Origin of the sequence: Pseudomonas marginalis (assembly GCF_008692035.1) — a bacterium.
In the GTDB taxonomy this organism is placed as follows: domain Bacteria; phylum Pseudomonadota; class Gammaproteobacteria; order Pseudomonadales; family Pseudomonadaceae; genus Aquipseudomonas; species Aquipseudomonas marginalis.
Window position 1 is genome coordinate 1,072,761 of the sequence record NZ_VTFG01000001.1, and the last position, 24,636, is coordinate 1,097,396.

20 protein-coding genes are annotated in these 24,636 nt (G+C 62.8%); 7 read left to right on the forward strand and 13 right to left on the reverse strand.

Annotated features, from left to right (window positions below):
• Nucleotides 1–35 precede the first annotated feature (35 nt).
• The 6 genes from FX984_RS04665 to FX984_RS04690 all read right to left on the reverse strand — a co-directional run bounded on the left by FX984_RS04665 (nt 36) and on the right by FX984_RS04690 (nt 6,575).
• On the reverse strand, nt 36–1,019 hold the full coding sequence (locus FX984_RS04665) for a TRAP transporter substrate-binding protein (RefSeq protein ID WP_146476092.1): 984 nt from the start codon (nt 1,017–1,019) through the stop codon (nt 36–38).
• A gap of 154 nt (nt 1,020–1,173) precedes the next feature.
• Complete coding sequence (locus tag FX984_RS04670; protein ID WP_027608531.1) at nt 1,174–1,986, reverse strand: HpcH/HpaI aldolase/citrate lyase family protein; 813 nt, start codon at nt 1,984–1,986, stop codon at nt 1,174–1,176.
• A gap of 14 nt (nt 1,987–2,000) precedes the next feature.
• On the reverse strand, nt 2,001–3,194 hold the full coding sequence (locus FX984_RS04675; RefSeq protein WP_027608532.1) for a CaiB/BaiF CoA transferase family protein: 1,194 nt from the start codon (nt 3,192–3,194) through the stop codon (nt 2,001–2,003).
• Nucleotides 3,195–3,203: 9 nt separating this feature from the next.
• A complete protein-coding gene (locus FX984_RS04680; RefSeq protein ID WP_146476090.1) occupies nt 3,204–4,553 on the reverse strand; it encodes an MmgE/PrpD family protein in 1,350 nt (449 codons plus the stop codon).
• Nucleotides 4,554–4,563: 10 nt separating this feature from the next.
• Nucleotides 4,564–5,727: an acyl-CoA dehydrogenase family protein gene (locus FX984_RS04685; RefSeq protein WP_108572901.1), complete on the reverse strand. Its 1,164-nt coding sequence runs from the start codon at nt 5,725–5,727 to the stop codon at nt 4,564–4,566.
• Between the two features lie 29 nt (nt 5,728–5,756).
• Nucleotides 5,757–6,575 carry an HTD2 family dehydratase gene (locus tag FX984_RS04690; protein ID WP_027608535.1) on the reverse strand — a complete coding sequence of 273 codons (819 nt, stop codon included), beginning with the start codon at nt 6,573–6,575 and terminating at the stop codon, nt 5,757–5,759.
• Between the two features lie 246 nt (nt 6,576–6,821).
• On the opposite strand from FX984_RS04690, the gene FX984_RS04700 reads away from it, so the two are divergent.
• The 4 genes from FX984_RS04700 (at nt 6,822) to FX984_RS04715 (ending at nt 10,963) form a co-directional block, all read left to right on the forward strand.
• Nucleotides 6,822–7,712 (forward strand): LysR family transcriptional regulator, encoded by an 891-nt coding sequence (locus FX984_RS04700; protein WP_115488385.1) that lies wholly within the window; start codon nt 6,822–6,824, stop codon nt 7,710–7,712.
• Nucleotides 7,713–7,745: 33 nt separating this feature from the next.
• Complete coding sequence (locus FX984_RS04705) at nt 7,746–8,234, forward strand: GFA family protein (RefSeq protein ID WP_146476088.1); 489 nt, start codon at nt 7,746–7,748, stop codon at nt 8,232–8,234.
• A gap of 94 nt (nt 8,235–8,328) precedes the next feature.
• Nucleotides 8,329–10,152: a serine hydrolase domain-containing protein gene (locus FX984_RS04710; protein WP_146476086.1), complete on the forward strand. Its 1,824-nt coding sequence runs from the start codon at nt 8,329–8,331 to the stop codon at nt 10,150–10,152.
• 19 nt (nt 10,153–10,171) lie between these two features.
• Nucleotides 10,172–10,963 (forward strand): MipA/OmpV family protein, encoded by a 792-nt coding sequence (locus FX984_RS04715; protein WP_146476084.1) that lies wholly within the window; start codon nt 10,172–10,174, stop codon nt 10,961–10,963.
• A gap of 75 nt (nt 10,964–11,038) precedes the next feature.
• On the opposite strand, the gene FX984_RS04720 is transcribed toward FX984_RS04715, so the two are convergent.
• Complete coding sequence (locus FX984_RS04720) at nt 11,039–12,316, reverse strand: ATP-binding protein (protein ID WP_092356860.1); 1,278 nt, start codon at nt 12,314–12,316, stop codon at nt 11,039–11,041.
• On the reverse strand, nt 12,317–13,024 hold the full coding sequence (locus FX984_RS04725) for a response regulator (protein WP_065928008.1): 708 nt from the start codon (nt 13,022–13,024) through the stop codon (nt 12,317–12,319).
• Between the two features lie 157 nt (nt 13,025–13,181).
• Here FX984_RS04725 and FX984_RS04730 point away from each other — a divergent pair, with 157 nt between their 5' ends.
• Nucleotides 13,182–14,381 (forward strand): MFS transporter, encoded by a 1,200-nt coding sequence (locus FX984_RS04730; RefSeq protein ID WP_146476082.1) that lies wholly within the window; start codon nt 13,182–13,184, stop codon nt 14,379–14,381.
• On the opposite strand, the gene FX984_RS04735 is transcribed toward FX984_RS04730, so the two are convergent.
• Nucleotides 14,337–14,939 (reverse strand): MiaE family protein, encoded by a 603-nt coding sequence (locus FX984_RS04735; protein WP_027608547.1) that lies wholly within the window; start codon nt 14,937–14,939, stop codon nt 14,337–14,339. The genes FX984_RS04730 and FX984_RS04735 overlap by 45 nt on opposite strands.
• Before the next feature lie 148 nt (nt 14,940–15,087).
• On the opposite strand from FX984_RS04735, the gene FX984_RS04740 reads away from it, so the two are divergent.
• Complete coding sequence (locus tag FX984_RS04740) at nt 15,088–15,951, forward strand: universal stress protein (protein WP_027608548.1); 864 nt, start codon at nt 15,088–15,090, stop codon at nt 15,949–15,951.
• Between the two features lie 34 nt (nt 15,952–15,985).
• Here the strand turns inward: FX984_RS04740 and FX984_RS04745 are convergent, their stop codons facing one another.
• Nucleotides 15,986–16,456, reverse strand: a complete 471-nt coding sequence (locus FX984_RS04745) for a DUF1289 domain-containing protein (protein ID WP_065928006.1) — start codon at nt 16,454–16,456, stop codon at nt 15,986–15,988.
• A gap of 396 nt (nt 16,457–16,852) precedes the next feature.
• Between FX984_RS04745 and acnB the strand changes: the two genes are divergently transcribed.
• A complete protein-coding gene (acnB, locus tag FX984_RS04750) occupies nt 16,853–19,462 on the forward strand; it encodes a bifunctional aconitate hydratase 2/2-methylisocitrate dehydratase (protein WP_027608550.1) in 2,610 nt (869 codons plus the stop codon).
• A gap of 532 nt (nt 19,463–19,994) precedes the next feature.
• On the opposite strand, the gene FX984_RS04755 is transcribed toward acnB, so the two are convergent.
• The 3 genes from FX984_RS04755 to FX984_RS04765 form a co-directional block, all read right to left on the reverse strand.
• On the reverse strand, nt 19,995–21,143 hold the full coding sequence (locus FX984_RS04755; protein WP_146478394.1) for an integrase core domain-containing protein: 1,149 nt from the start codon (nt 21,141–21,143) through the stop codon (nt 19,995–19,997).
• Nucleotides 21,144–21,424: 281 nt separating this feature from the next.
• Entirely contained in the window at nt 21,425–23,074 is a 1,650-nt protein-coding gene (locus FX984_RS04760) for a SulP family inorganic anion transporter (RefSeq protein WP_092356857.1), read from the reverse strand.
• Nucleotides 23,075–23,216: 142 nt separating this feature from the next.
• Nucleotides 23,217–24,494, reverse strand: coding sequence for a serine/threonine transporter (locus FX984_RS04765; protein ID WP_027608552.1), 1,278 nt, complete (start codon nt 24,492–24,494; stop codon nt 23,217–23,219).
• Nucleotides 24,495–24,636 lie beyond the last annotated feature (142 nt).

Here is a 24,636-nt window from a genome sequence, read left to right on the forward strand (position 1 = left end):
AAAGCAAAATGAGATGTCAGGGCGGAAACCGGCCTTTACTGGTTGGCGGAATCCGCCGCCTTGATCAGATCAGCCCCGATCTCGCCTTCGAACTTCTGCCATACCGGGCGCATCGCGTCGCGCCACAACTGGCGTTGCTCGGGGGTCAGCTCGATGATTTCGCTGGTCCTGGCGTCGATGATCTTCTGCCTGGCCGACTGGTTCAGGGCTTCGGCCTGTTTGTTCACCTCGACGGTGACCTCGACCATGACCTGCTCCAGGGTGCTGCGGATGTCCGGCGGCAGGCCGTTCCAGAAGGTGGCATTGGTGATGACCATGTAGTCGATCAGGCCGTGGTTGGATTCGGTGAAGTACTTCTGCACTTCGTTGACCTTCTGGCTTTCATAGTTCGACCAAGTGTTCTCGGTGCCATTCACGGTGCCGGTCTGCAAGCCCTGGTACACCTCGGCAAAGCTCATCTTGCGTGGGTTGGCGCGGATCGCCTTGAACTGTTCCTCCAGCACGCTGGAGGCCTGCACGCGGAATTTCAGGCCACGGGCGTCCTTGGGTTCATGCAGCGCCTTGTTGGCGGAGAGTTGCTTGAGGCCGTTGTGCCAATAGGCCAGGCCGAGGATGTTCTTATTCTGCATCGAGGTCAGCAGTTGCTTGCCCTCGGCGGCCTGGAAGCGGTCGACGGCGGCCAGGTCGTTGAACAGGAACGGCAGGTCATAGATCTGCACTTGCCGGGTGTATTGCTCGAACTTGGCCAGGGATGGCGCCAGCATCTGCACGTCGCCCAGCAGCAGCGCTTCCATTTCCTTGCCGTCACCGAACAGTGACGAGTTGGGGTACACCTCGACCTTGACCTTGCCCGGCAAGCGTTCTTCGGCGAGTTTCTTGAACAGCAACGCGCCCTGGCCCTTGGGGGTGTTTTCAGCGACCACGTGGGCGAACTTGATCACGATCGGGTCCGCCGCCTGGGCCAGGCCTGCGGCAAACAAGGTGGCGGCGCAGAACAGCGCCCGAGAAAGCTTGAGCATGGAAATCACCTTCTTATTGTTGTGGTTAGGGCAAGGTGCCTGATATGACGCGTGTAGTGAATTTCGAATTTTTGATACCTGCGTTCGGCCACGCCGAACACCAACCTCAAGAAAAATGCAGTTCCCCCGGCCACATTTGATTCGGCTCCGTCAGCTATGACTGTGCGAGCAACCGCTGCGCCCGCAACAACACCGGCGCATCCACCATCTGCCCATCAATCTGGTAAGCCCCCGCCCCGTGCGCCCCGGCGTCCACCACCCGCTGCGCCCAGGCCAGGTCTGCGGCGCTGGGCGCCAACGCTTCATGGATCACCGCCACCTGCCTGGGATGGATACACAACGCGCCGGCAAAGCCCATTTCATAGGCATGCCGGATCGAACGGCGCAGGCCGTCGGGGTCGTCGATGGCCGGGTGCACGCCATCCAGTGGCGCCACCAGGCCAGCCGCGCGGGAGTGCACGATCAGCGCCAGGCGCGCCTGGTCGAGGGCGAACTGCGCGGCCGGGGAGTTGCTGCTCAGGTTGAGGTCCAGCGCCAGGTCCAGGCCGCCGAATGACAGACGTTCGACCTGCGGCGCCTGGGCGATGTCGGCCAGCGCCAGCAAGCCGCGGGCGCTTTCGATAATCGGCCAGATCAGCTTGCCCGCCGTGGCGACCACCGCCACCTGGGCCGCACTTTCCACTTTCGGCAGGAGTACACCCGCCACGTTGGCGTAGGCTTTGCAAAACGCCACATCGTCGAAATGCCCGGCATGTTCCGGCGCATTGATGCGCACCCACACCCGGGCCTGCGGGTGACTTTGCAGGAACGCCCCGAGGTTATCTCGCGCCTGGCGCTTGAGCGGCTCTTCCACCGCGTCTTCGAAATCCACGATCACGGCGTCGGCGCCACTGGCCAGCGCCTTGGCAAAGCGTTCCGGTCGGCTGCCGGGAACAAACAGCGCAGAGCGCACAAGAGGATTTGGCATAACGGACTTCCTTATTAGATAACGCCGCGCGCGCGCAGGCTGTCGATGGCATCGCCGGAGTAACCGAGCTGCTCGAGGATGCCCTGGCTGTGCTGCCCCAGCGCCGGTACAGCGTCCATGCGCGGGGTAAACGCCCCGTTGCGCGCCGGCGGCAGCAGCGATGGCAGCGGGCCGGCAGGGCTTGCCACTTCACGCCAACTGTCGCGGGCCTTGAGCTGCGGGTGGTCCCACACGCCTTGCATATCGTTGACGCGGGCACTGGCGATCTGCGCGTCCTCCAGGCGCTGGATCACGGCCTCGGCATCCAGTTGGGCAAAGCTGTCGACGATGATCTGGCGCAGCGCCTCGCGGTTGGCCGAGCGCTTGAAGTTGGCGCTGAAGCGCTCATCCGTCGCCAGCCCAGGCGTGAGCAGGACCTTGTCGCAGAACGCCGCCCATTCGCGCTCATTCTGCAAACCGAGCATCACCGTGCCGCCATCGCCGGTGGGAAACGGCCCGTAGGGGTAGATGGTCGAATGCGCCGCGCCGGCACGCGGCGGCGGCGGCGCACCGTCGAAGGCGTAGTACATCGGGTAGCCCATCCATTCCACCAGGCTTTCGAGCATGCTCACGTCGATGCGGCTGCCCTGCCCCGTCTTGCCGCGCAGCAGCAGCGCGGAAAGGATGCCGCTGTAGGCGTACATGCCGGCGGAGATGTCGGCGATGGAGCAACCGGCCTTGGCCATCTGCTCGTCACCCGGGCCACCGGTCACCGACAGAAAGCCGCCCTCGCTCTGGATCAGCAGGTCATAGGCTTTCTTTTTCTCGTAGGGCCCGCCTTCGCCATAGCCGGAAATGTCGCAGACGATCAGCCGTGGAAAGCGTGCATGCAGCGCCTCGAACGACAGGCCCATGCGCGCCGCCGCGCCCGGTGCAAGGTTCTGCACCAGCACATCGGCATCGGCCAGCAGGCTGTCGAGGATGGCGTCGGCTTCGTCCTGCTTGAGGTCCAGGGTGAGGCTTTCCTTGGAGCGGTTGGTCCACACGAAATGCGAGGCCAGGCCACGCACGCGCTCATCGTAGCCACGGGCGAAGTCACCGGCACCGGGGCGTTCGATCTTGATCACGCGGGCGCCGAGGTCGGCCAGTTGACGGGTGCAAAAGGGCGCGGCGATCGCGTGTTCCAGGCTGACAACGGTGATGCCGTCCAGCGGTCGTGGGTCAGTCATGACAGTTCCTCAGAGCCAGTGGGCCATGGACGCGGCGTTGCGCACATCCCAGACCTTGGCGATCAATATGTCGGCCTGGGCCGGTGTGCGGGCGCTACTGAACCGGGCGAGGCGCTGGAATTTATCCGCCAGCTCTGCACGGCTCAGGCTGTTCCCCGGGTCGCCCTTGGGCTCGTCGATGGCGCCGTGCAGGGTGCGGCCGTCAACCGTGGTGACGGTGACGCGGCCGAGCCAGCGCTGCGGGTAGGCGCCATCGACCTCGGGGTCTAGGGTCATGCTGACCCTGTCGCGAAAGGCGGCGACGGCGGGATCGGTCAACGCGTACTCATGGAACTCGGTGAGCCCGGCCTTGCCATGCACGGCGATCAACCCCAGCACGGTGCCCATGGAGAACTTGGCCTGATGCACGCTGGTCGGCACGCTTACCCGTCCCAGCACATCGATGGCGCCTTGGTGCACACGGGTTTCCACACGGGCGACATCGACGGCTTCCAGGCCTTCGCGTTGCATCAACGCCAGCAACGCATCGGCGGCCGGATGGGTATGGCGGCACGACGCGTGGAACTTGAACGAGGTCTCCAGCAGCGCCCAACGGCTGCCAAGGCCAGCCGACAACTTGCTCGGCTCGGCATCCGTGGACATGCCCGCCGCCAGGCCCTGGTCGCCTTCGAGGATATTGCGCGCACCGGTCAGGCCATCCGCCGTCAGGTACGCGGCGAGCAAACCGTCCGCGGCCGCCTTGGCCGTGTGCAGTTGCTTGGAGTCGGCGGCATCGCGCAGGAACTCCCACAGCCCGGCGGCCTGGGTGCCGGCGCTGCCGAGCAGATGGATGAACTGGTCCTGATTGAAACCCAGCAACTTGCCCACCGCCACGGCCGCCGCCAGGGTGCCCACCGTGGCCGTGGTGTGGAAGATGCGGTAGTGGGAGCACCCCATGAATTCGCCGATGCGGATCCCCGCCTCATACCCGGCCACCGAGGCCAGCAACAAGTCACGGCCGGATTTACCGAGGTCCTGGGCGGCGGCCAAGGCAGCGGGAAACACCACGGTGGCCGGGTGCAGCACCGAGCTGTTGTGCAGGTCATCCTGTTCCACCAGGTGGGACGAGGCGCCGTTGACCAGCGCGGCGAAATACGCGCTGCTGCCGGTGCCATTGACGATCACCTGGGCCGGGCCGCTGCTCGGGCCCATCCTCTGGGCATAGCGCTCGAACAATGGGATCGGGTGCGCGCCCTGGCTGGCCAACGCGGACGCCAGCCAATCCAGGTACAGGTCTTCGGTGCGCGCCAGCACGGGTTCGGGCAACTGCTCGTAGGCCAGGTCGGCCAGGAACCGACACAGGGCTTGGGTATGGCTCATGGGCAGGCCCTCAGAAGCTGCGTGGCAGCTCGAGCAGGTGCTCGGCCACGTAGGACAGGATCAGGTTGGTGGAGATCGGCGCCACCTGGTACAGGCGCGTCTCGCGGAATTTGCGCTCCACGTCGTACTCACAGGCAAAGCCAAAGCCGCCGTGGGTCTGCAGGCAGGCATTGGCCGCTTCCCAGGACGCCTTGGCCGCCAGGTACTTGGCCATGTTCGCGCTGGCGCCGGCATTCGCGCCGCTGTCGTATTCCGCACAGGCGCGCCAGCGCATCAGGTCGGCCGCTTCGACTTCGATATGGGCTTCGGCGATCGGAAACTGCACGCCCTGGTTCTGCCCGATGGGCCGGCCGAACACCACGCGGTCGCGGGCGTAGGCGCTTGCCTTGTCGATAAACCAGCGGCCGTCGCCGATGCATTCGGCGGCGATCAGGGTGCGTTCGGCATTGAGGCCGTCGAGGATGTATTTGAAGCCCTTGCCCTCCTCGCCGATCAAGCTATCGAGGGGCAGTTCAAGGTTGTCGAAGAACAACTCATTGGTCTCGTGGTTGACCATGTTCGCGATGGGCTGCACGGTCAGGCCGTTGCCGATGGCCTCACGCAGATCGACCAGGAAGATCGACATGCCTTCGGACTTTTTCTTCACCTCGGCCAACGGCGTGGTGCGCGCCAGCAGGATCATCAGGTCGGAATGCTGCACCCGCGAGATCCAGACTTTCTGGCCGTTGATCACGTATTGGTCGCCACGCTTGATCGCGGTGGTCTTGATCTTGGTGGTGTCGGTGCCGGTGGTGGGCTCGGTGACGGCCATGGATTGCAGGCGCAATTCGCCACTGGCGAGCTTGGGCAGGTAGAAGCGTTTTTGCGCCTCGCTGCCGTGACGCAACAGGGTGAACATGTTGTACATCTGCCCATGCACGGTGCCGGAGTTACCGCCGCAGCGGTTCACCTCCTCGAGGATCACCGAGGCTTCGGCCAGGCCCAGGCCGGAGCCGCCGTACTCCTCGGGAATCATCGCCGACAGCCAGCCGGCGTCGGTCAGCGCCTTGACGAAGGCTTCGGGGAAGCCCTTTTCTTCGTCGATCCGGCGCCAGTAGGCCGCGTCGAATGCGGCGCACAAGGCGCGCACGCCGTCGCGGATGGCATTGAGTGCTTCGTTGTCATTCGGGTTCATCTCATGGCTCTCCGCCTGTTGTTCTTGGCTTATTCGAAATGCACTTCAGCGGTCTGCGCCAGGCCATCGGTATTCCCGGCCCACAACGCCGCCACCCCGGTTTCACTGAGGCGACCGCCCACGTCGAACGGCTGCGGCGCAATCAACGGGCGCACGCCGCGATAGGCAAAGCGCCGCACGCTGGCTTCGGGATGGGCGCGGCAAAACGCGCGCAGGCTCAAGGTCGCGATCAGCGGGCCATGCACCACCAGCCCGGCGTAGCCTTCGGTGCCGGTGACATAGGGGTAGTCGTAGTGAATGCGGTGACCGTTGAAGGTCACGGCGCTGTAGCGAAACAGCAGGGTCGGCGTGGGGTCGATGGTTTCCTGCCACTCGCCCTGGGCCGGGGCCTCGCCGCTGCCCGGCTTGGGCGGCGTCGGCTCGCGGTAGACGATGTCCTGTTCTTCGCGGATCGCCAGGCGACCGTCCTGGGCATAGTCATGACGCACGGTGACAAACAACAGCGAGCCGCTGCGGCCGGTCTTTTCTTCGACCTGGGTGATGGTCGACACGCGGGTGGCCGCCTCGCCGGCCCGCAGCGGGTGCAGGAACTCGATACGCCCGCCCGCCCACATGCGATTGCGGTTATCCGCCGGCGGCAGGAAGCCGCCACGGGCCGGGTGGCCGTCGCCGCCCAGGGCGCTTTCCGGCAGCGGGTCCTGGAAGAAGCACCACTGCCACAGCGGCGGCAGGTCCGCGCCCTGCTCGGGGACGGCTTCGCCAAAGGTGGCGGCAATGCGTTTGAGCAGGTTATGGCTCAGGTGGTCGTGGGCGGTTTCGCTTTGGCCGATCCAGTCAGTGGCGCTCATCGGGTACAGGTCCTCGGGCAGTGAGTGTCTGCCCCGGATCATGCAAGCGCGGGCCCGTTCTGAGAATTTGCATTTCAATAAACCAGCGTTCGGTTATGCTGAACGCCGCATTCCAACCCGTACCGTTTGTGGCGAGGGCGCTTGCTCCCGCTGGACTGCGCAGCAGGCCTGGTTTTTTGCGGCCGCTTCGCGCCCCAACGGGAGCAAGCTCCCTCGCCACAGGTCTTCGCAAGCCTGGAGTTTTGCATGCACTTCGACCTGGCCGACCTGCGCCTGTTTATCCATATCGCCGAATCCCCCAGCCTGACCCAGGGCGCCAGGCGCGCGTTCCTCTCGCCGGCCGCCGCGAGTGCGCGGATCAAGGCGCTGGAAGGCCAACTCGACACGCGCCTGCTGTACCGTGACAGCCGTGGCGTAGAGATCACCCCGGCGGGCGAACGGCTGCTGCACCATGCGCGGTTGATCATGCGCCAGGTGGATTACCTCAAGAGTGAGTTCACCCAATACGGCGTGGATTCCGCCGGGCATATCCGCATCTTCGCCAACACCACGGCGGTCACCGAGTTCCTCCCGGAGGTGCTGGCCGGCTTCCTGTCCCAGCGCCCTGGCGTGACCGTCGATCTGCAGGAGCGTTTGTCCCGCGATATCGTGCGCGGCGTGCTGGATGGCACCAGTGACATGGGCATCATCGCCGGCCCCGTGGAGGCGGCGGGTTTGCAGGTGCTGCACTTCAGCACCGACAAACTGGTGCTGATGGTGCCCGTCGGCCACGCCTTGGCCGATCAAGCCTCGGTCACCCTGGAACAGACCCTGGCCTATCAGCATATCGGCCTGCATGAAGGCAGCACCTTGCTCAGCTTCCTGCGTGAACACGTCGAGCGGCTGGGCAAACAGTTGTCCCTGCGTATCCAGGTGTCGAGTTTCGAGGCGATTTGCCGGATGGTCGAAGCGGGCGTGGGCATCGGCATCATCCCCGAGTCCGCCGCCGTACGGCACAGCCGCACTATGCAACTGGTGGCGGTGACGCTGGATGAGCCGTGGGCGATTCGCGAGCGCAGTATTCTGGTCAGGGAGCTTGAGGCACTGCCCGGCACCATACGAGCATTGATTGCCACGTTGATGCCGCAAAGCACCTAAGCTCAGAAGTCACCTTGCCAGAGGAAACCTCCCATGCAGCTTGAAGGATCCTGCCACTGCGGCGCCGTGACGTTCAGCCTCACCAGCGCCCACCCGTACCCTTACCAGCGTTGCTATTGCTCGATCTGCCGCAAGACCCAAGGCGGCGGTGGTTATGCGATCAACCTGGCCGGGGATGCCAATAGCTTGCAAGTGCGCGGACGCAAACAGATTTCGATCTACCACGCCCGGCTCAAACCCGAGGGCGCCAGCCGTGCCCATGCGAGTAGCGCCGAGCGGCATTTCTGTTCGCAGTGCGGCAGTGCGCTATGGCTGTTCAGCCCGGAGTGGCCGGAGCTGATCCACCCGTTTGCCTCGGCCATCGACACGCCGTTGCCAGTACCGCCGGCGCATACGCACCTGATGCTGGGCTCGAAGGCGCCGTGGGTCGAGGTCAGCGTGCGCAAGGGCGACCTGCAGTTTGAGGCATACCCCGAAGAATCCATCGCGCAGTGGCATGAACGCCATGGGCTCAGCCGTTAACAGTCTTTGACAGTTTCCCGACAAAGCTCGCAAAGATTGTTGGACGGCCCTTCCCTAGCATTCGAGCATCCAAACAGCCATTCGGGTGCTCCTCATGTTTCGCAGATTGCGCGGTATTCCGCTGCTGGGTTGCCTGCTGGGCAGCCTCGGTTGCCATGGGCAACCGCCGGCACCGCCGCCCATTCAGAAGGGTGACTACGGCGCGATCATCCGCTACCTGCAAGCGCGCATTCCCCGGGCGATCACCCAAGAGCATATCGCCGGCCTGTCGATTGCCCTGGTCAATGGCCAGGAGCTGATCTGGGCCCAGGGCTTCGGCCTGGCCGACAAGGCCCGGGGCGTGCCGGTCACGCCCAACACCGCGTTCCGTGCCGGTGGCATTTCCAAGCTGCTCACCGCCACGGCCGCGCTGCACTGTGTGGAACAACAACGGCTGGCCCTGGATGCGCCGATCCAGCAGACCCTGCGCGAATTTTACGTGCGCTCGCGCTTTCATGACGACCAGGCCGCTGCCGACCGCGCTGTCACCCTGCGGCGTTTACTCAGCCACCAGTCCGGCCTGCCCAGTGAACACCTGCGTGACCTGCGCAGCACCTACGCCATGGGGCAGATGCCGATGCGCGTGTCGGGGGTTTGGCTGAGCAGCCCGCCAGGCTCGCAGGTGGCGTATTCCAACCTCGGTTATGCCCTGGTGGGCGCGGCCATCGAGCGCAGCAGCGGCAAAAGCTTTGAAGCCCAGTTGCAAAACAGCCTGCTCAAGCCGCTGGAAATGAACCAGTCGAGTTTTGTCGGCACCGCCAGCCAGCAGGCGTTCCGCGCCCTGGGCTATACGGACGGCGTTGCCAGTACCGATGCCCCGGTGCGCGACCTCGCCGCCAGCGGCCTGTGGGCCAGCCCGAAAGACCTCGCGCATTACGTGCACATGCTGTTCGCCCAAGGCGTCTACAAAGGCAACCGCGTGCTGGGCAGCGCTTCGATTGACGCGATGTTCACCCAGCAGAACACCGGCAATGCGCTGGACTTCGATTGCCAGATGGGCCTGGGCTGGTTCCTCGCCCCCTGCGGTGACGAACCCGTCGGCCCCGGTATACGCACCTACCAGCACAGCGGTGGCGGCGACGATTTTGCCGCGCAGTTGAGCCTGCTGCCTGACCAGCAACTGGCCGTGATCATCATGGCCAATGACAGCAACGCCGAAGACCTGGTGGCCGGCCTCGCCACCGACACCCTGCGCCTGCTGCTCCAGGCGCAAACCGGCCACGCGGTCTGCGCCGACGACTGCCAGGCGCCGAGCCACGGCCTGAAACTGCGCCACGTGCCGGCCGCCATTGACCGCAAGCGCCTGGCCGGCTTCTACGCCACCGCCTGGGGCGTGTTCCGGATCAAGGATGACGATCAGCGGCTGTCGGGCGAGTTGGCCGGCTACACCTTCGAATTATTGCGCGACGACGATGGCTGGTTGCGCGCGCAGAAGAAAGTGCTCGGCTTCTGGTTCAAGGACCTCGGCGAACTGGGCCGCGTGCAACTGGACGTGATCAGCGTGCAAGGCCGCCAGATGCTCACCGCCCGCAGCCACGGCCAGCGCGTGGCTATCGGTGAGCGCATCGAACCGCCGCCCTTGCCCTCGGCCTGGGCCGACACCATCGGCACCTATCAAGTGCTCAACACCCATGAGCCGGACGCGCCCCTGAGCGGCATCAGCGTGCGCCTGGAAGACGGCTTCCTGGTGATCCGCGGCCAACTGCACGACGAACCGCTGACCGACTACATCCTGCTGCCGATCGACAACGCCCATGCCGTCCTCGCCGGTAACGGCTACGGCCTGGGCGATACGGTGAGCCGCCAGATCAACGGTCTCAGCGCTTCGGGCTACGCCTTCAAACGCACTCGCTCCCCTCATAACCCCTTGGTCTTCTAACCCCCATATGGAACCCTTTATGCGCTCAACCCCCCTGTACCTGTCGCTCTCCTCACTGTGCCTGCTGGCCGCTGCCGACCGCGCAATTGCCGAAGACTGGCAATACAGCCTCAAGGCCGGCATGGCCAACGTGCCCCGCTACAGCGGCAGCGATGAACGCATGACCGCGCCGGTGCTGGGCGGCAAAGTCGTCAGCCCCTGGGGGATATTCCTCGACACCGACAAAGGCCTGGGCTGGGGCTATGAAGGCAACGCCTTGAGCTTCAGCACCTACATCGGTGCCAGCCATTCACGCAAGGACAAGAATCAAAGCCTGCACGCCGGCTCGAAGCGGCTCAAGGGCATGGGCGAGATCAAGGCCCGCCCGCAAGTGGGGGTGAGTGCCAGCTATAACCTGGGTGGCGTGATTGCCGGCGCGACCCTGGAACACGCGCTCAAGGAAGATGACCACAAAGACAGCGGCAAGGCGTTCACCCACCTGGAGCTGAGCCTGGGCACCACGCTCTACGACGGCCGCTACGGATCGGTCGATGCCAGCCTCAACAGTCACTTTGGTGACCGCAATTACCTGCAGACCTGGTACGGCGTGACCACCGGCCAGGCCGCGCAAAGTCGCTTCAAGGCCTACAAGGCCGGTGCGGGCAACATCAGCAATGGCATGAACCTGGTGTGGAGCCTGCCGATCAGCGAGCACACCCAGTTCTCGACCCTGCTGGATGTGCAATACCTGGCGGATGACGCGGGCAAGAGCCCGATTGTGGAGCGGCGCTTGCAGACCTCGGTGATGGGGGTGTTGGAATACACCTTTTGACCGGGTAAACCCGTCAGAAAATGCGGGAGGGGGCTGGCTCCCTCCCACATTTGCCTCCCATTGTTCTCCGGATACCTATTCGGCATACGCCCACGTCATGCGAAACGACGCCCCGCCCCACTCCGAATCCATCACGTGCACGTGCCCGCCATGCCACTGCGACACCCGTTGCACCAGCGCCAGGCCGAGGCCGAAGCCGCCGGTGCGGCGGTCGCGGCTGGCATCCAGGCGCATGAAGGGCTGGAAGATCCTGGCCCGGCCTTCCTCGGGCACGCCGGGGCCGTCGTCACACACACGCACTTCGTAGCCCTCGCCGAACTTCACCAGCGACACCTCGACCCGGCGCTCGGCATAACGGATGGCATTGCGCAGCAGGTTGATCACGGCGCGGGCCATGAAGCGCGGCTCGATCTGGATAACGTCGACCTCGCAGGTACGCAACGACAACTGGATGCCGGCCGCCTCCGCCTCCAGCGCGACGCTGCCGATCACGCTGTCGAGCCAGCTGTGGGCCTCGATGCGCTCGCGGGTGACCTGGGTGGCGCCGCGCTCCAGGCTGGCGTAGGTGAGCAGCTCGGACACCATCTCCTCCAGCTCGCCGAGGTCGGCGTACATATCGGCGATCAATTCGCCCCGCTGGTGCGGGTCGGCCTGTTGCTTGAGTTGGTCGAGTTCGAACGATAACCGTGCAATCGGCGTACGCAGCTCGTGGGACACCGCATTGGTGAGTTCGCGCTGGTTGGCGATCAGGCTTTCGATGCGCTCGGCCATCTGGTTGAAGTGCCCGGCCAGCGCACGCACGGTGGAGCTGCGCGGCAGCAGGATGCGTGAGCCGAGGTCGTTGTCGCCGAAGCGCTGCGCGGCCAGGCGGATATGTTCCAGGTCGCGCCAGTGCGGGCGCACCCAGAAATACAGGACGATGGCCAGGCACAGCCCGAGAAAACCGTAGGCCCACAGGTATAACCACTTGGGCTCTTCCGGCAGTTTGATTTCCAGCAGTTGCGTGCCACCGTCGATGCCCGTGAGAAACTCCATGAAGTCGCCGCGCACCACCAGCAAGCCCTGCTCCAGAAGCTTCTGTTCGCGCTCGGTGAGGGCCTGGGCATCCTTCTGCACCAGCTTCAGGCGCAGGCCATAGTGGGACTGCAACTCGGCCAGACGTGCAGCGCGCTGCTCCACGGGCAACGGCCGCAGTTGCTCCACCAAGCCGTATGCCGGGCCACGCATGGCTTCGCGGTTATAGGTCTCGTTGGCTTCGGGGAGCAGTTCGTCGAAGGTGTAGTTGACCAGCCAGATCGCCCCCGCCAGGCCGATCGCCAGAATCACATACAGGCGCAGAAACAGGCGCAGCATCTAGACCTCCCACGCAAACGGATTGAACAGATAACCCTTGCCCCAGATGGTCTTGATGCACACCGGCTCACGGGGGTTGTCGTTGAGCTTGCCGCGCAATTTGCTGATGTACACGTCGACGCTGCGGTTAAGGCCGTCGAAGGCGATGCCGCGCATGCGGTTGAGGATGTCGTCGCGGGAAAGAATCTTGCCCGCGCTGCTGGCCAGCAACCACAGCAATTCGAACTCCATGGTGGTGAGGTCGATCTGCTCGTCCCCCAGGCTGACCACCCGGCAACTGCGGTCAATCGCCAAGCGGCCGAATGCGAGGGCGCCGCGCACCGTCGGCTCGGGCGCCTGGCGACGTTGCAGGGCGCGCAGGCGTGCGAGCAGTACCGGCGGCTTGATCGGCTTGATCACATAGTCGTCGGCACCCGACTCCAGGCCGAGGATGTGGTCCAGGTCGTCTTCCTTGGCAGTGAGGATCACAATGGGGGTGTCGGACACCGTGCGGATCTCGCGGCACACATGCAGGCCACTCTGGCCCGGCAGCATCAGGTCGAGCACGACAATCTTGGGTTTGAAGTCGAGGAACGCCGCCAGGGCTTCATCGCCACGGTGCACCACGCGCACCTCAAAGCCATGCTGTGACAGAAAATGCGCGATCAGCCCTGCCAGCTTCTCGTCGTCCTCAACGAGCAGGACCTTGCCCAGACCCAGGTTTTCCATAAGTTCTCAGTGTGCAAAGGCGGATTGAAGAGCGGGCATTATAGGTGGCAAGCTGGGCAACTAAAGCAACGGTCCAGCAGTCGCCGACGAAGCTTCATGCTTTTAAGAGTTTTTAACAAATAGCCTGCACTTTTTAACGCCATCCACAGGGAGTTGTATGCGCAAGGATTACCTGGCGTTCTTCGTTTCGCTGTTCCTGTCGCGGCTGGCGGACCAGATCCTGTTGTTTATCGTGCCACTGATCGTGTTCCAGACCACCCACAGCGTGTCCTGGGCGGGGCTGGCGTTTTTCGTCGAATCACTGCCGCGCTATCTCGCGTTTCCGGTATGCGGGGCGTTGTGCGACAAGTACTCGCCGGTGCGCATCCTGCATATCAGCCAGGTTTACCGGGCACTGGCCTGTGTGGTGGCGGTGGCGTTGTATGGGATGTTCGACGGTATCTACTGGCTGGTGCTGCTGTCGGCGTTGTGCGGCGTGCTGACGACCCAGGGCATCATGGCCCGCGAAGTGCTGATGCCCCATGTCTTCCAGCAGTACAGCTATGCCAAGACCCTCTCCTACTCGCAGATCGCCGACCAGAGCGGCCTGGTGCTGGGGCCGCTGGTGGCCGCGCTGATGCTGGAGGTGTGGGCCTGGCACTGGGTGGTGCTGGGGATTGCCGGGCTGTTTGTGCTGGCGGACCTGGCGATGCTGGCCTGGCAGCGTAAAACCACGGCAAGCCTGGAAACCCATCGGCAGCACCGGGACATCTGGCTGCAGCCGCTGCGCATCGCCTTCGGGCATATCCGTCACCTGGCGGAACTGAAGCGGATCATTACCCTGGCGGTCGGTGTGAACCTGATCATCGGGGTGACGCTGGCCACCTCCGCCGCCATGGTCACCGGGCTGTACGCCGCCGACAAGGACACCTATGCCCTGCTGCAGGCGGCCGGCGCGGGGGTGACCATTGCGATTCTGTTTTACCTGGCACGCTCCACCCTGCCCCTGAAAGTGCTGGGCGGACTGTCTTACTCGATGATCGGCGCCGGCGCGTTGATCATGGCGGTCAGTCCCAACCTGTGGGCATACACCCTGGGCTTCCTGCTGGTCACCGGCTTCGACAAGATGTTTAACGTTTACCTGCGCAGCACCCGCCAGCGGGTCATTCCGGTGCAGGACTTCGGCAAGACCGTGGGCGTGATCACCTTGCTCAACAACCTGCCCCAGCCGCTGGCCGGCCTGGTGATTGCACTGCTGGCGGCGCCCTTGGGCACGCAAGCGGTGATCCTGCTGCTGACCGGGATCACCGCCTTGATCGGCGTGGCCGTGGCCTCAGGCTGGCACGCCACTGTGAAAGCGGAACTCGATATCGGGTGATTCGATCAGCTCCTGCTCGGCCGCCCTCACCCGCTCGATCACCTGGGCGATGTCCTTGGCGTCGCCGTACTGGTAGGCCAGCTTCAGGTAACCCTGGAAGTGCCGCGCCTCGCTTTTCAGCAGGCCGAAGTAGAACTTGCCGAGTTCTTCGTCCAAATGCGGCACCAGGGCTTCGAAACGCTCGCAACTGCGGGCTTCGATAAAGGCGCCGACCACCAGGGTATCCACCAGCTTGACCGGTTCGTGGCTGCGCACCACCTTGCGCAAACCGGAGGCATAGCGCCCGGCGTGCAGTTGGCGCAACTCGACCTTGCGCTTCTTGATCAGGCGCATGACCTGCTCATGGTGCACCAGCTCTTCCCGGGCCAGCCGCGACATCATATTGATCAGGTCAACGTGGGCGTGGTACTTGGCGATCAGGCTCAGGGCGGTGCTGGCCGCTTTGAATTCGCAGTTCTTGTGGTCGATCAACAGGGTGTCCTGATCGGCCAGTGCGGCCTGCACCCAGGCGTCGGGGGTTCGGCAACCGAGGAATTCGTGGATTTCGGGCAGGTTCATCGGGCTCACGGGCAAAGGATCACAAAAGGCCGCCGATTATACCCACCGCACCGCAGACCACCAGCCACCGGCCTTGATGTGCATCAACATGACGTCTGGCGGGCAGCAACTATAGTTGTTCCACGCCCACCCTTTTGGAGATCCGATCATGCAAGCCATTCGCAGCATCCTGGTGGTCATCGAGCCCGCGCATTCGGAAAGCCTGGCCCTCAAGCGCGCCAAGCTGATCGCCGGGGTCACCGGCGCGCACCTGCACTTGCTGGTCTGCGACAAGAAACACGAGCATTCGGCGCTGTTGAGCCTGCTCAAGGCCGGCTTGCAGGAGGACGGTTACAGCGTGACCACCGAGCAGGCGTGGAATGAAAGCCTGCATGACACCATTATCGACGTGCAGCAGGCCGAAGGCTGTGGGCTGGTGATCAAGCAGCACTTTCCCGACAGCCCGCTCAAAAAGGCGCTGCTGACGCCGGCGGACTGGAAGCTGTTGCGCTTGTGCCCGACGCCGGTGTTGCTGGTCAAGACGTCCACACCGTGGGCGGGCGGGGTGATTCTGGCGGCGATCGATGTGGGCAACAACGACGGAGAACACCGCGAGCTGCATCACGCGATCATCGACCATGGCTTCGACATCGCCAGCCTGGCCAAGGCGCAGTTGCATGTGATCAGCGCCCATCCGTCGCCGATGTTGTCGGCGGCGGACCCGACGTTCCAGCTCAAGGAAACCATCGAGGCGCGTTATCGCGAGCAGTGCAAGGCGTTCCAGGCGGAATTCGATGTGGATGACGCGCACCTGCATGTCGAGGAGGGCCCGGCGGATGTATTGATCCCCCACCTGGCCCACACATTGAAAGCGGCCGTGACCATCATCGGCACCGTGGGGCGCACCGGCATTTCCGGGGCGTTGATCGGTAATACGGCGGAGGTGATCCTGGATGCGGTGGACAGTGATGTACTGGTGCTCAAGCCGCAGACATTGATGGATCACCTGGAGGAACTGGCGACCAAGGCCTGACGCCGATCCCCCTCCCACAGTTGGATGTATGTTGTCAGTCAGCGAGCGCGTCTCTCAGGAACCCCGGGGCGATATAGCGCTGGTAATGGGCCTCGGACAGGATAAAGAACTCACGGTCGATGGCATCGCGCAGTTCCGGCAAGGCCCAGTCGCGAAACTCCGGCAACAGCACCATGCCGTACGCCTCCAGGTTATTGATCACCCGCGCGCCGCGGGCAATCAGCTGGTACGCCCAGCAGTACTCGGACTGGTGCGGCACGAAGCGGATCTTGCGCTGCTCCAACTGACCGCGCAGGGTCTTGGGGTCGAAAATCTCGAGCTTGCCGGCCATCACCTGCACCAACAGTTGCTCCAGCCGCAGCCAGACCGCACGTTTTTCTTCCTCGTTATAGCCATTCCACTGGATCACTTCGTGGTGGAAACGCTTGCAGCCACGGCACACGAGATCGCCGTAGACCGTGGAGCACAGGCCGACGCAGGGGGTCTTGATGGTTTGGTTGGACATGGGCAACGACACGCAAATCAGCGAAACAGTGCGCCATGTTAGCCCTTTGTCTAAGGTTGATCACCCAGCAAACTTGGTGATGCAACTTACCTTTCGAAATTTTTTGCCGTAGAATCATCCGGCCTTGTAAGGCGCCAATAATCCGCTGGAAGCTGTTTTCAAAGCGTCACGAGCACAGTCGTTCCTTCAGAACGGTGTTGGCGATGGTTATTACCCGGTAGGTAATGATCAGCGCCAACCCTCATCAGCTCCGTTCTGCAGGCGTAAAACTTTGAAAGCAGCTTCTGTAAGGAATGCCGGCAGCGCTGGCTTTGCGGCCCAAAAAGCCCCCGAGCGCATGCGTGCCGTTCATTTCTGGATGAGCGTCCCGTGGGACCACTGATGAGGGTAATAACTGTGCTTGAAGCCTACCGCAAACATATCGAAGAGCGTGCAGCACTGGGTATCGTTCCCCAGCCGCTTAATGCCGAACAAACCGCAGGCCTGGTTGAGCTGCTGAAGAATCCTCCGGCTGGCGAAGAAGAATTCCTCGTTGACCTGATCACCAATCGCATTCCACCGGGCGTTGACGAAGCTGCCTACGTCAAGGCCGGTTTCCTGTCTGCCCTGGCCAAGGGCGAAGCCACTTCCCCCCTGATCGACAAGAAACGCGCGGTTGAACTGCTCGGCACCATGCAGGGCGGCTACAACATCGTGACGTTGGTCGAGCTGCTGGACGACGCCGAGCTGGCGCCTGTCGCGGCAGCCCAACTCAAGCACACCCTGCTGATGTTCGATGCGTTCCACGACGTCGCCGAAAAAGCCCGCAATGGCAACGCGCACGCCAAAGCCGTGATCCAGTCCTGGGCTGACGGCGAGTGGTTCCGCAACCGTCCGACCCTGGCCGACAAGATCAGCCTGCGCGTGTTCAAGGTCACCGGCGAAACCAACACCGACGACCTGTCCCCTGCCCCGGACGCCTGGTCCCGCCCTGACATCCCGCTGCACGCCCTGGCCATGCTGAAAATGGCACGTGAAGGCATCGTGCCGGACGAGCAAGGCAAGACCGGCCCGATGAAGCAGATCGAAGAAATGCGCGGCCAAGGCTTCCCGATCGCCTACGTCGGTGACGTGGTCGGTACCGGCTCTTCGCGTAAATCCGCGACCAACTCGGTGCTGTGGTTCTTCGGCGACGACGTTCCCTACGTGCCGAACAAGCGCGCCGGCGGCTTCTGCTTCGGCAGCAAGATCGCTCCCATCTTCTACAACACCATGGAAGATGCCGGCGCGCTGCCGATCGAATTCGACGTGACCAACATGAACATGGGCGACGTGATCGACCTGTACCCTCATGCTGGCAAAGTCTGCAAACACGGCACCGACGAAGTCCTGACCACCTTCGAAATGAAGACCCCGGTCCTGCTCGACGAAGTTCGCGCCGGCGGCCGTATCCCGCTGATCATCGGCCGTGGCCTGACCGACAAGGCGCGCGCCGAGCTGGGCCTGGGCCCTACCGACCTGTTCAAGCTGCCTGAAGCACCGGTCGACACTGGCAAGGGTTTCACCCTGGCCCAGAAGATGGTCGGCAAGGCGTGTGGCCTGCCGGAAGGCAAAGGCGTTCGTCCAGGTACCTACTGCGAACCGAAGATGACCACCGTGGGTTCCCAGGACACCACCGGTCCGATGACCCGTGACGAACTGAAAGACCTGGCGTGCCTGGGCTTCTCGACCGACCTGGTGATGCAGTCCTTCTGCCACACCGCGGCCTATCCGAAGCCGATCGACGTGACCACCCACCACACCCTGCCTGACTTCATCATGACCCGTGGCGGTGTATCCCTGCGTCCAGGCGACGGCATCATCCACAGCTGGCTGAACCGCATGCTGCTGCCGGATACCGTCGGTACCGGTGGTGACTCCCACACCCGTTTCCCGATGGGCATCTCGTTCCCGGCGGGTTCCGGTCTGGTCGCCTTCGCCGCCGCCACCGGCGTGATGCCGCTGGACATGCCGGAATCGATCCTGGTGCGCTTCAAAGGCAAGATGAAACCTGGCATCACCCTGCGTGACCTGGTTCATGCCATTCCTTACTACGCGATCCAGGCTGGCCTGCTGACCGTAGAGAAGAAAGGCAAGAAAAACGCCTTCTCCGGCCGCATCCTGGAAATCGAAGGCCTGAACGACCTGACGCTGGAGCAGGCTTTCGAGCTCTCCGACGCCTCGGCCGAACGTTCGGCTGCCGGTTGCACCATCAAGCTGTCGAAAGAATCCGTCACCGAGTACCTGAACTCCAACATCACCCTGCTGCGCTGGATGATCGGCGAAGGCTACGGCGATGCCCGTACCCTGGAACGTCGCGCCCAAGCGATGGAAGCCTGGGTCGCCAACCCGGAACTGATGGAAGCCGATGCCGACGCGGAATACGCCGAAGTCATCGAGATCGACCTGGCCGAAATCAACGAGCCGATCCTCTGCGCACCGAACGACCCGGACGATGCCCGTCTGTTGTCCAGTGTTGCCGGCGAGAAGATCGACGAAGTGTTCATCGGTTCGTGCATGACCAACATCGGTCACTTCCGTGCTGCCGGTAAGTTGCTGGAGCAGGTCAAGGGTCAGTTGCCAACTCGTCTGTGGCTGTCGCCGCCGACCAAGATGGACGCTCACCAGTTGACCGAAGAAGGCTACTACGGCATCTACGGCAAGGCTGGCGCGCGCATGGAAATGCCGGGCTGCTCGCTGTGCATGGGTAACCAGGCACGTGTAGAGCCGAACTCGACCGTGGTATCGACGTCGACCCGTAACTTCCCGAACCGCCTGGGTGACGGCGCGAACGTCTACCTGGCTTCGGCTGAGCTGGCGGCAGTCGCGTCCACCCTGGGTCGCCTGCCGACCGTCGAAGAGTACATGGGCTACGCAGCGAAACTGGACACCATGGCCAGTGACGTCTACCGCTACCTGAACTTCGACCAGATCGCCGAGTTCCGCAAAATCGCAGCAAGCGCCAACATCCCGGTGATCCAGGCTTAACGGTGTGTTGATGTGAAGGACGCCGCGTATCGCAAGGTACGCGGCGTTTTTTTATGCCTGGAATACCAACACATTCAGTTGATCCCTTTGCTAATGACCCACCGCTATCGGGGGCAAGCCCCCTCCCACAGTTTTGACCGCGCCAGGCGACCTTATACCCTCAACCACACCACCGTCTGATCCTGAGAATGAGCTGACTGATGCACACCGATCCAAATGTGGGAGGGGGCTACACCCCGATGACCTTATACCTTCAGCTGCGCCACCGTCTGATCCTGAGCCTGAGAATGAGCCGACTGATGTACATCGCTCCAAATGTGGGAGGGGGCTACACCCCGATGACCTTATACCTTCAGCTGCGCCACCGTCTGATCCTGAGCCTGAGAATGAGCCGACTGATGTACATCGCTCCAAATGTGGGAGGGGGCTTGCCCCCGATGAGGGAGTGTCAGTTGACGCATCTGCCACTGACCCACCGCTATCGGGGTGTAGAACCGTAGACATCGTTTACATCTGAAACCGGGGACATCGTTTACACATTTGAGGCCTGGACGCGGGTCATACCTCGTCCAAGCCTCCCCAAGGGATAATCACACAGGTACAAATCCCAAGCATCATCTTCAGCTTCTTTGAGCCCTATCCTTTCCCCGGACAGCGCCTCGCTGATAAATACCAACTTGCCGTTCCACTTGATCGATCCGTCCTGCCTGACGCTTCGAACTTTCATTTCTGCCGGATATTCCACATCGGGCAAGCACCCTGGATAAATTCGGGTGGACGGCACATACAAGTCTCCCGGACTTTTCATGCCGAGCGCTTCGTGAGGGCGTACGTAATTAAACTCATGCCTGAAATGCTCCAGCAAAAGCTGCTGCTCGACTAAGTTTTTCCCTAAGGGCAACTCAAGTTTCAAGCTACGGTGCATTCGTTCATGGCGACCATTCTGGGCGGGCCTTCCCGGCATGGTTCGCTCGGGATAAATACCCAGCCGAATCCACCAAACTGCCAGTGTGGATATTCTTGCCAGGCCAGGAGAGGCGAACGGTACCCCGTTGTCCGAACGGATAACTTCCGGCATGCCGTACTCCTGAAAAAGCCTCTCAAAGGCCTGTTTTACAGGCTGGGTCATGATCTTGGGATGGGCCCTGCACGCTAAAATCAGCCGCGACGCATGGTCTGTGACGGTCAAAGGGAAGCACATCTGAGCATTAAGCATCTTGAACTGCCCTTTGTAGTCAGCACACCACGTCTTGTTAGGTTCGTCGGCCTTTCGCATTTGTGCGTGGGAAATGCTGTGTCGGCGTTTGAAGCGCCGCTTTTTGACGAGCCCAAGTCGGTCAAGCCATTGACCGGCCGTACTTGGAGAGGGCCAGGTGACGGAGGGATCTTCCAGCCGTAATAGCTCGAGAAGCTTTTTCGGCCCCCATTTATCGTGAGCCTCCTTCATCGCGACTACACGGGCCAAAATCTCGTCGTCGGTTTTATTTGGGCTGTTGTGAGGTCGCCGGGACAGTTCGGATAAAGACCTCAAATCGCCGTCGTGCCGGGTAATCCACTTATCGACGGTAGGTCGGCTAACGTCAAAGCGGCGTGCCAACTGGCTTTTAGTGAAGTTGCCAGAAAGCCAATCAGCTACCAGCTTGATTCTTTGATTCATGGGGGACTCTTGGTTCCAGGGCATGATCAGTTACCTCCTGATCATGCGTATTAGCCTGTAAACCATGTCCCCGGTTAGAAATGTAAACGATGTCCCCGGTTTGTACCGGGGCAAGCCCCCTCCCACAGTTTTGACCGCGCCAGGCGACCTTATACCTTCAGCTGCACCACCGTCTGATCCTGAGCCTGAGAATGAGCCGACTGATGTACATCGCTCCAAATGTGGGAGGGGCTTGCCCCCGATGAGGGAGTGTCAGTTGACGCATCTGCCACTGACCCACCGCTATCTGGAGCAAGCCTCACGCGTCACGCTTTACCCACCTCAAGCGCCAGCTGCACCGCGCCATCGACGCTCAAGCCACTGAGCAGCACATGGGGCGCGAGCGCTTCGGGCAGCCCCTGCAACACCTCGCGGGCGTCATGCCGCACACGGGCCAGTACCAGGCGCTTGCCCTCCCCGCGCACCTGGGCAAAAAACGCCGCCAGGGCTTCGATGCTGGTGCCGTCCAGGTCCGGGGATTCTTCCAGGCTCAACACCACCGCCTCGACCGGCGACTGGCGCATCAGGCGCAAGGCCGCGCCAAGGATGCGCTCGGCATTGGCAAAAAATAGCGCTTCGCTGGGCCGCACGATCAATACCCCCGGCACGGCCAGGGCATCGGCATGGTGCTGGCGATCGACAAAGTCATGACTGTCACCCAGGCGCCCCAGCACCTGGATGTCGGCTGAGGACATCTGGCGCAACATCAACATCACACTGATCGCGACCGCGAGCAGCAAACCATCCAGCACACCCAGCACCAGCACTGCCGTTACCGCACAGATCACCAGCACGCGATCGCGCCGCCACAGGAAATAACGCCCGAGCGGCTGCACGCTCAAGCCTCGCCCCAGGGCATAGATGACGACGGCGGCCAGCACCGGCTCCGGCGTGAGCGCGACATAGGGCAGCACCGTCAGCACAATCAGCAGGATCACCAGCGCCGCGACAATCCCCGCCAGGCGCGAATAGGCGCCGGCCGCCTCGTTGGCCGACGTCGCCGAATACCCGGCACCGGCCGGCATGCCGTGGAACAACCCGGAAACCAGGTTGGCCGCGCCCAGCGCCAGCAGGTCACGGTTGGATGACACCCGGTCGCCATGCTTGAGCGCGAACGAACTGATAGAGCCGTAGGACTCCGCGTACAGGATCATCACCAGCGCAAACGCCAATTCCCCCAGGCGCAGCCAGTCGGCAAACGGCAGCACCGGCAACTGCCCCAGCTCCAGGCGCAGGTCGATCATGCCAATCTGCGCCACCCCATAGGCCTGCAGGTCCAGGTACTGCCCGGCAACGATGCCGAGCACCACGACCACCAGGCCACCGGGCAGGCGCGGGAGGCGTGCGCACAGCCACAGCACCAGCAATGCCAGCCCCGCCACCAGTGCCGCAGGCCAGTTCCAGCGCGGCAGCTGTTCCAGCAACTGCGGCAGAAAACGGATCAGGTTGTTATCGGTGAGGTGCACACCCACCACACCGGCCAATTGCTTGAGGATGATGGTCAGCGCCAGGCCGAAGGCGAAGCCACGCAACACCGGCTTGGCGATAAACGAGGTGACGCCGCCGAGCTTGAACAGCCCGGCCAACAGGAAAAACACCCCGGTGAGCAACACCAGCCCGAAGGCCAGGGACAGCCTCAGCGCCGGGTCGTCACCCGCCAGGCTCGCCGTGGCCGCCGCCAGCACGGCCGCCGACGACGAAGTGGCCGAGACAATCGCAAAACGGCTGCTGCCGAACAGGCCGTAGCACACCAGCCCGGCAAACAAGGCGATCACCCCGGCCTGGGGCGGCAGCGCGGCAATACTGGAATAGGCCACGGCCTCCGGCAGCAGCAAACCGGCAATGGATAAGCCGGCCAGCAGGTCTTGGATGCGGTTCGACGGTACGGCAACGGGTGCATCGGTTTCAGTCTTCAATCGGCCCAACCCATCCTGGCAAAAAGCGTGGGTAAGCTTAGCCCTCATTGCCCGACTGCGGTTGCGCCACGTCAGCTTTTGCGCAGGCAAAAAAGCCGATTCGCGGTGGACGCGAATCGGCTTGCGGGCGTGAGCCCCGGGGTCAGGACAGCAGCGAGTAAATCAATGCGGTAATCGCCACCAGGCCCACTGCCGTGACAAACACGTTGGACGCCTGCCCACGGTACCTGGCCATGGCCGGCACCTTGCGGATCGCGTACATCGGCATCAGGAACAGGATCGACGCGATGATCGGCCCGCCCAGAGTCTCGATCATGCCGAGGATGCTCGGGTTCAGCGTGGCAACGATCCAGCACACCACCAGCATGAAGGCGGCGGTCATGCGGTCGAGAGTCTTGGCGGCCGGACGGCGACCGCTTTTGAGCACCAGGCCCTTGAGGCCTTCGCTGGCGCCGATGTAGTGACCAAGGAACGACTTGGCAATCGCCACGAACGCGATCAACGGCGCGGCAAACGCGATGGTCGGGTTGTTGAAGTGGTTAGCCAGGTACGACAGGATCGACAGGTTCTGCTGTTTGGCTTCAGCCAGTTGCGCCGGCGACAGGGTCAACACGCAACTGAACACGAAGAACAGCACCATCACCACCATCAACAGGTGCGCGCGGGACAGGATCTGCGAACTGCGCTCATCGGCGTGTTCGCCGTACTGGCGCTTCTGGTCGACCGCAAACGCCGAGATGATCGGCGAGTGGTTGAACGAAAACACCATCACCGGAATCGCCAGCCACAAGGTGTTGAGCAACGCCGACGGCGCCGGCACCACACTGGCGGTGCTGAGGATGCCGCCGTTCCAATGGGGGATCAGGTACACCGCGAGGAACAGCAAGGCGACGATAAACGGGTACACCATCAGGCTCATGGCCTTGACGATCACCTGCTCACCGCAACGCACCACCGCCAGCAGGCCGAGGATCAGCACAAACGCCAGCAACGCCCGTGGCGGCGGCATGATGTGCAACTGGTGTTCCATGAAGCTGCTGACCGTGTTGGTCAGGGCCACGCTGTAGATCAGCAGGATCGGGAAGATTGCGAAGAAGTACAGCAGCGTGATCAACGCACCGGCCTTGACGCCGAAATGCTCTTCGACCACATCGGTGATGTCGGAACCCGCACGACCGGAGAGTACGAAACGGGTCAGGCCACGGTGGGCAAAGAACGTCATCGGGAACGCCAGCACTGCCAGGATCACCAAGGGCCAGAAGCCGCCCAGGCCGGCGTTGATCGGCAGGAACAAGGTGCCGGCGCCAATGGCGGTGCCGAACAGGCCAAGCATCCAGGTGGTGTCCTGGCGGCTCCAGCTTGAGAGGGTTGCAGGTGTCGTTGCATAGCGTTCGTCGACGCTATTGGCCTGATCATTCATCCGGTCGGATCTCCGCATTTACACGGCCGGGACGAGTCAGAAAAACCTGACAGGCAGCGCCCCGACCATAGAAGGGGCCGGATTGTCCGGGATTCTCGTGAATAAGCAAAGACTTAGCTGAGGAACGGTTATGCGGTGCAGA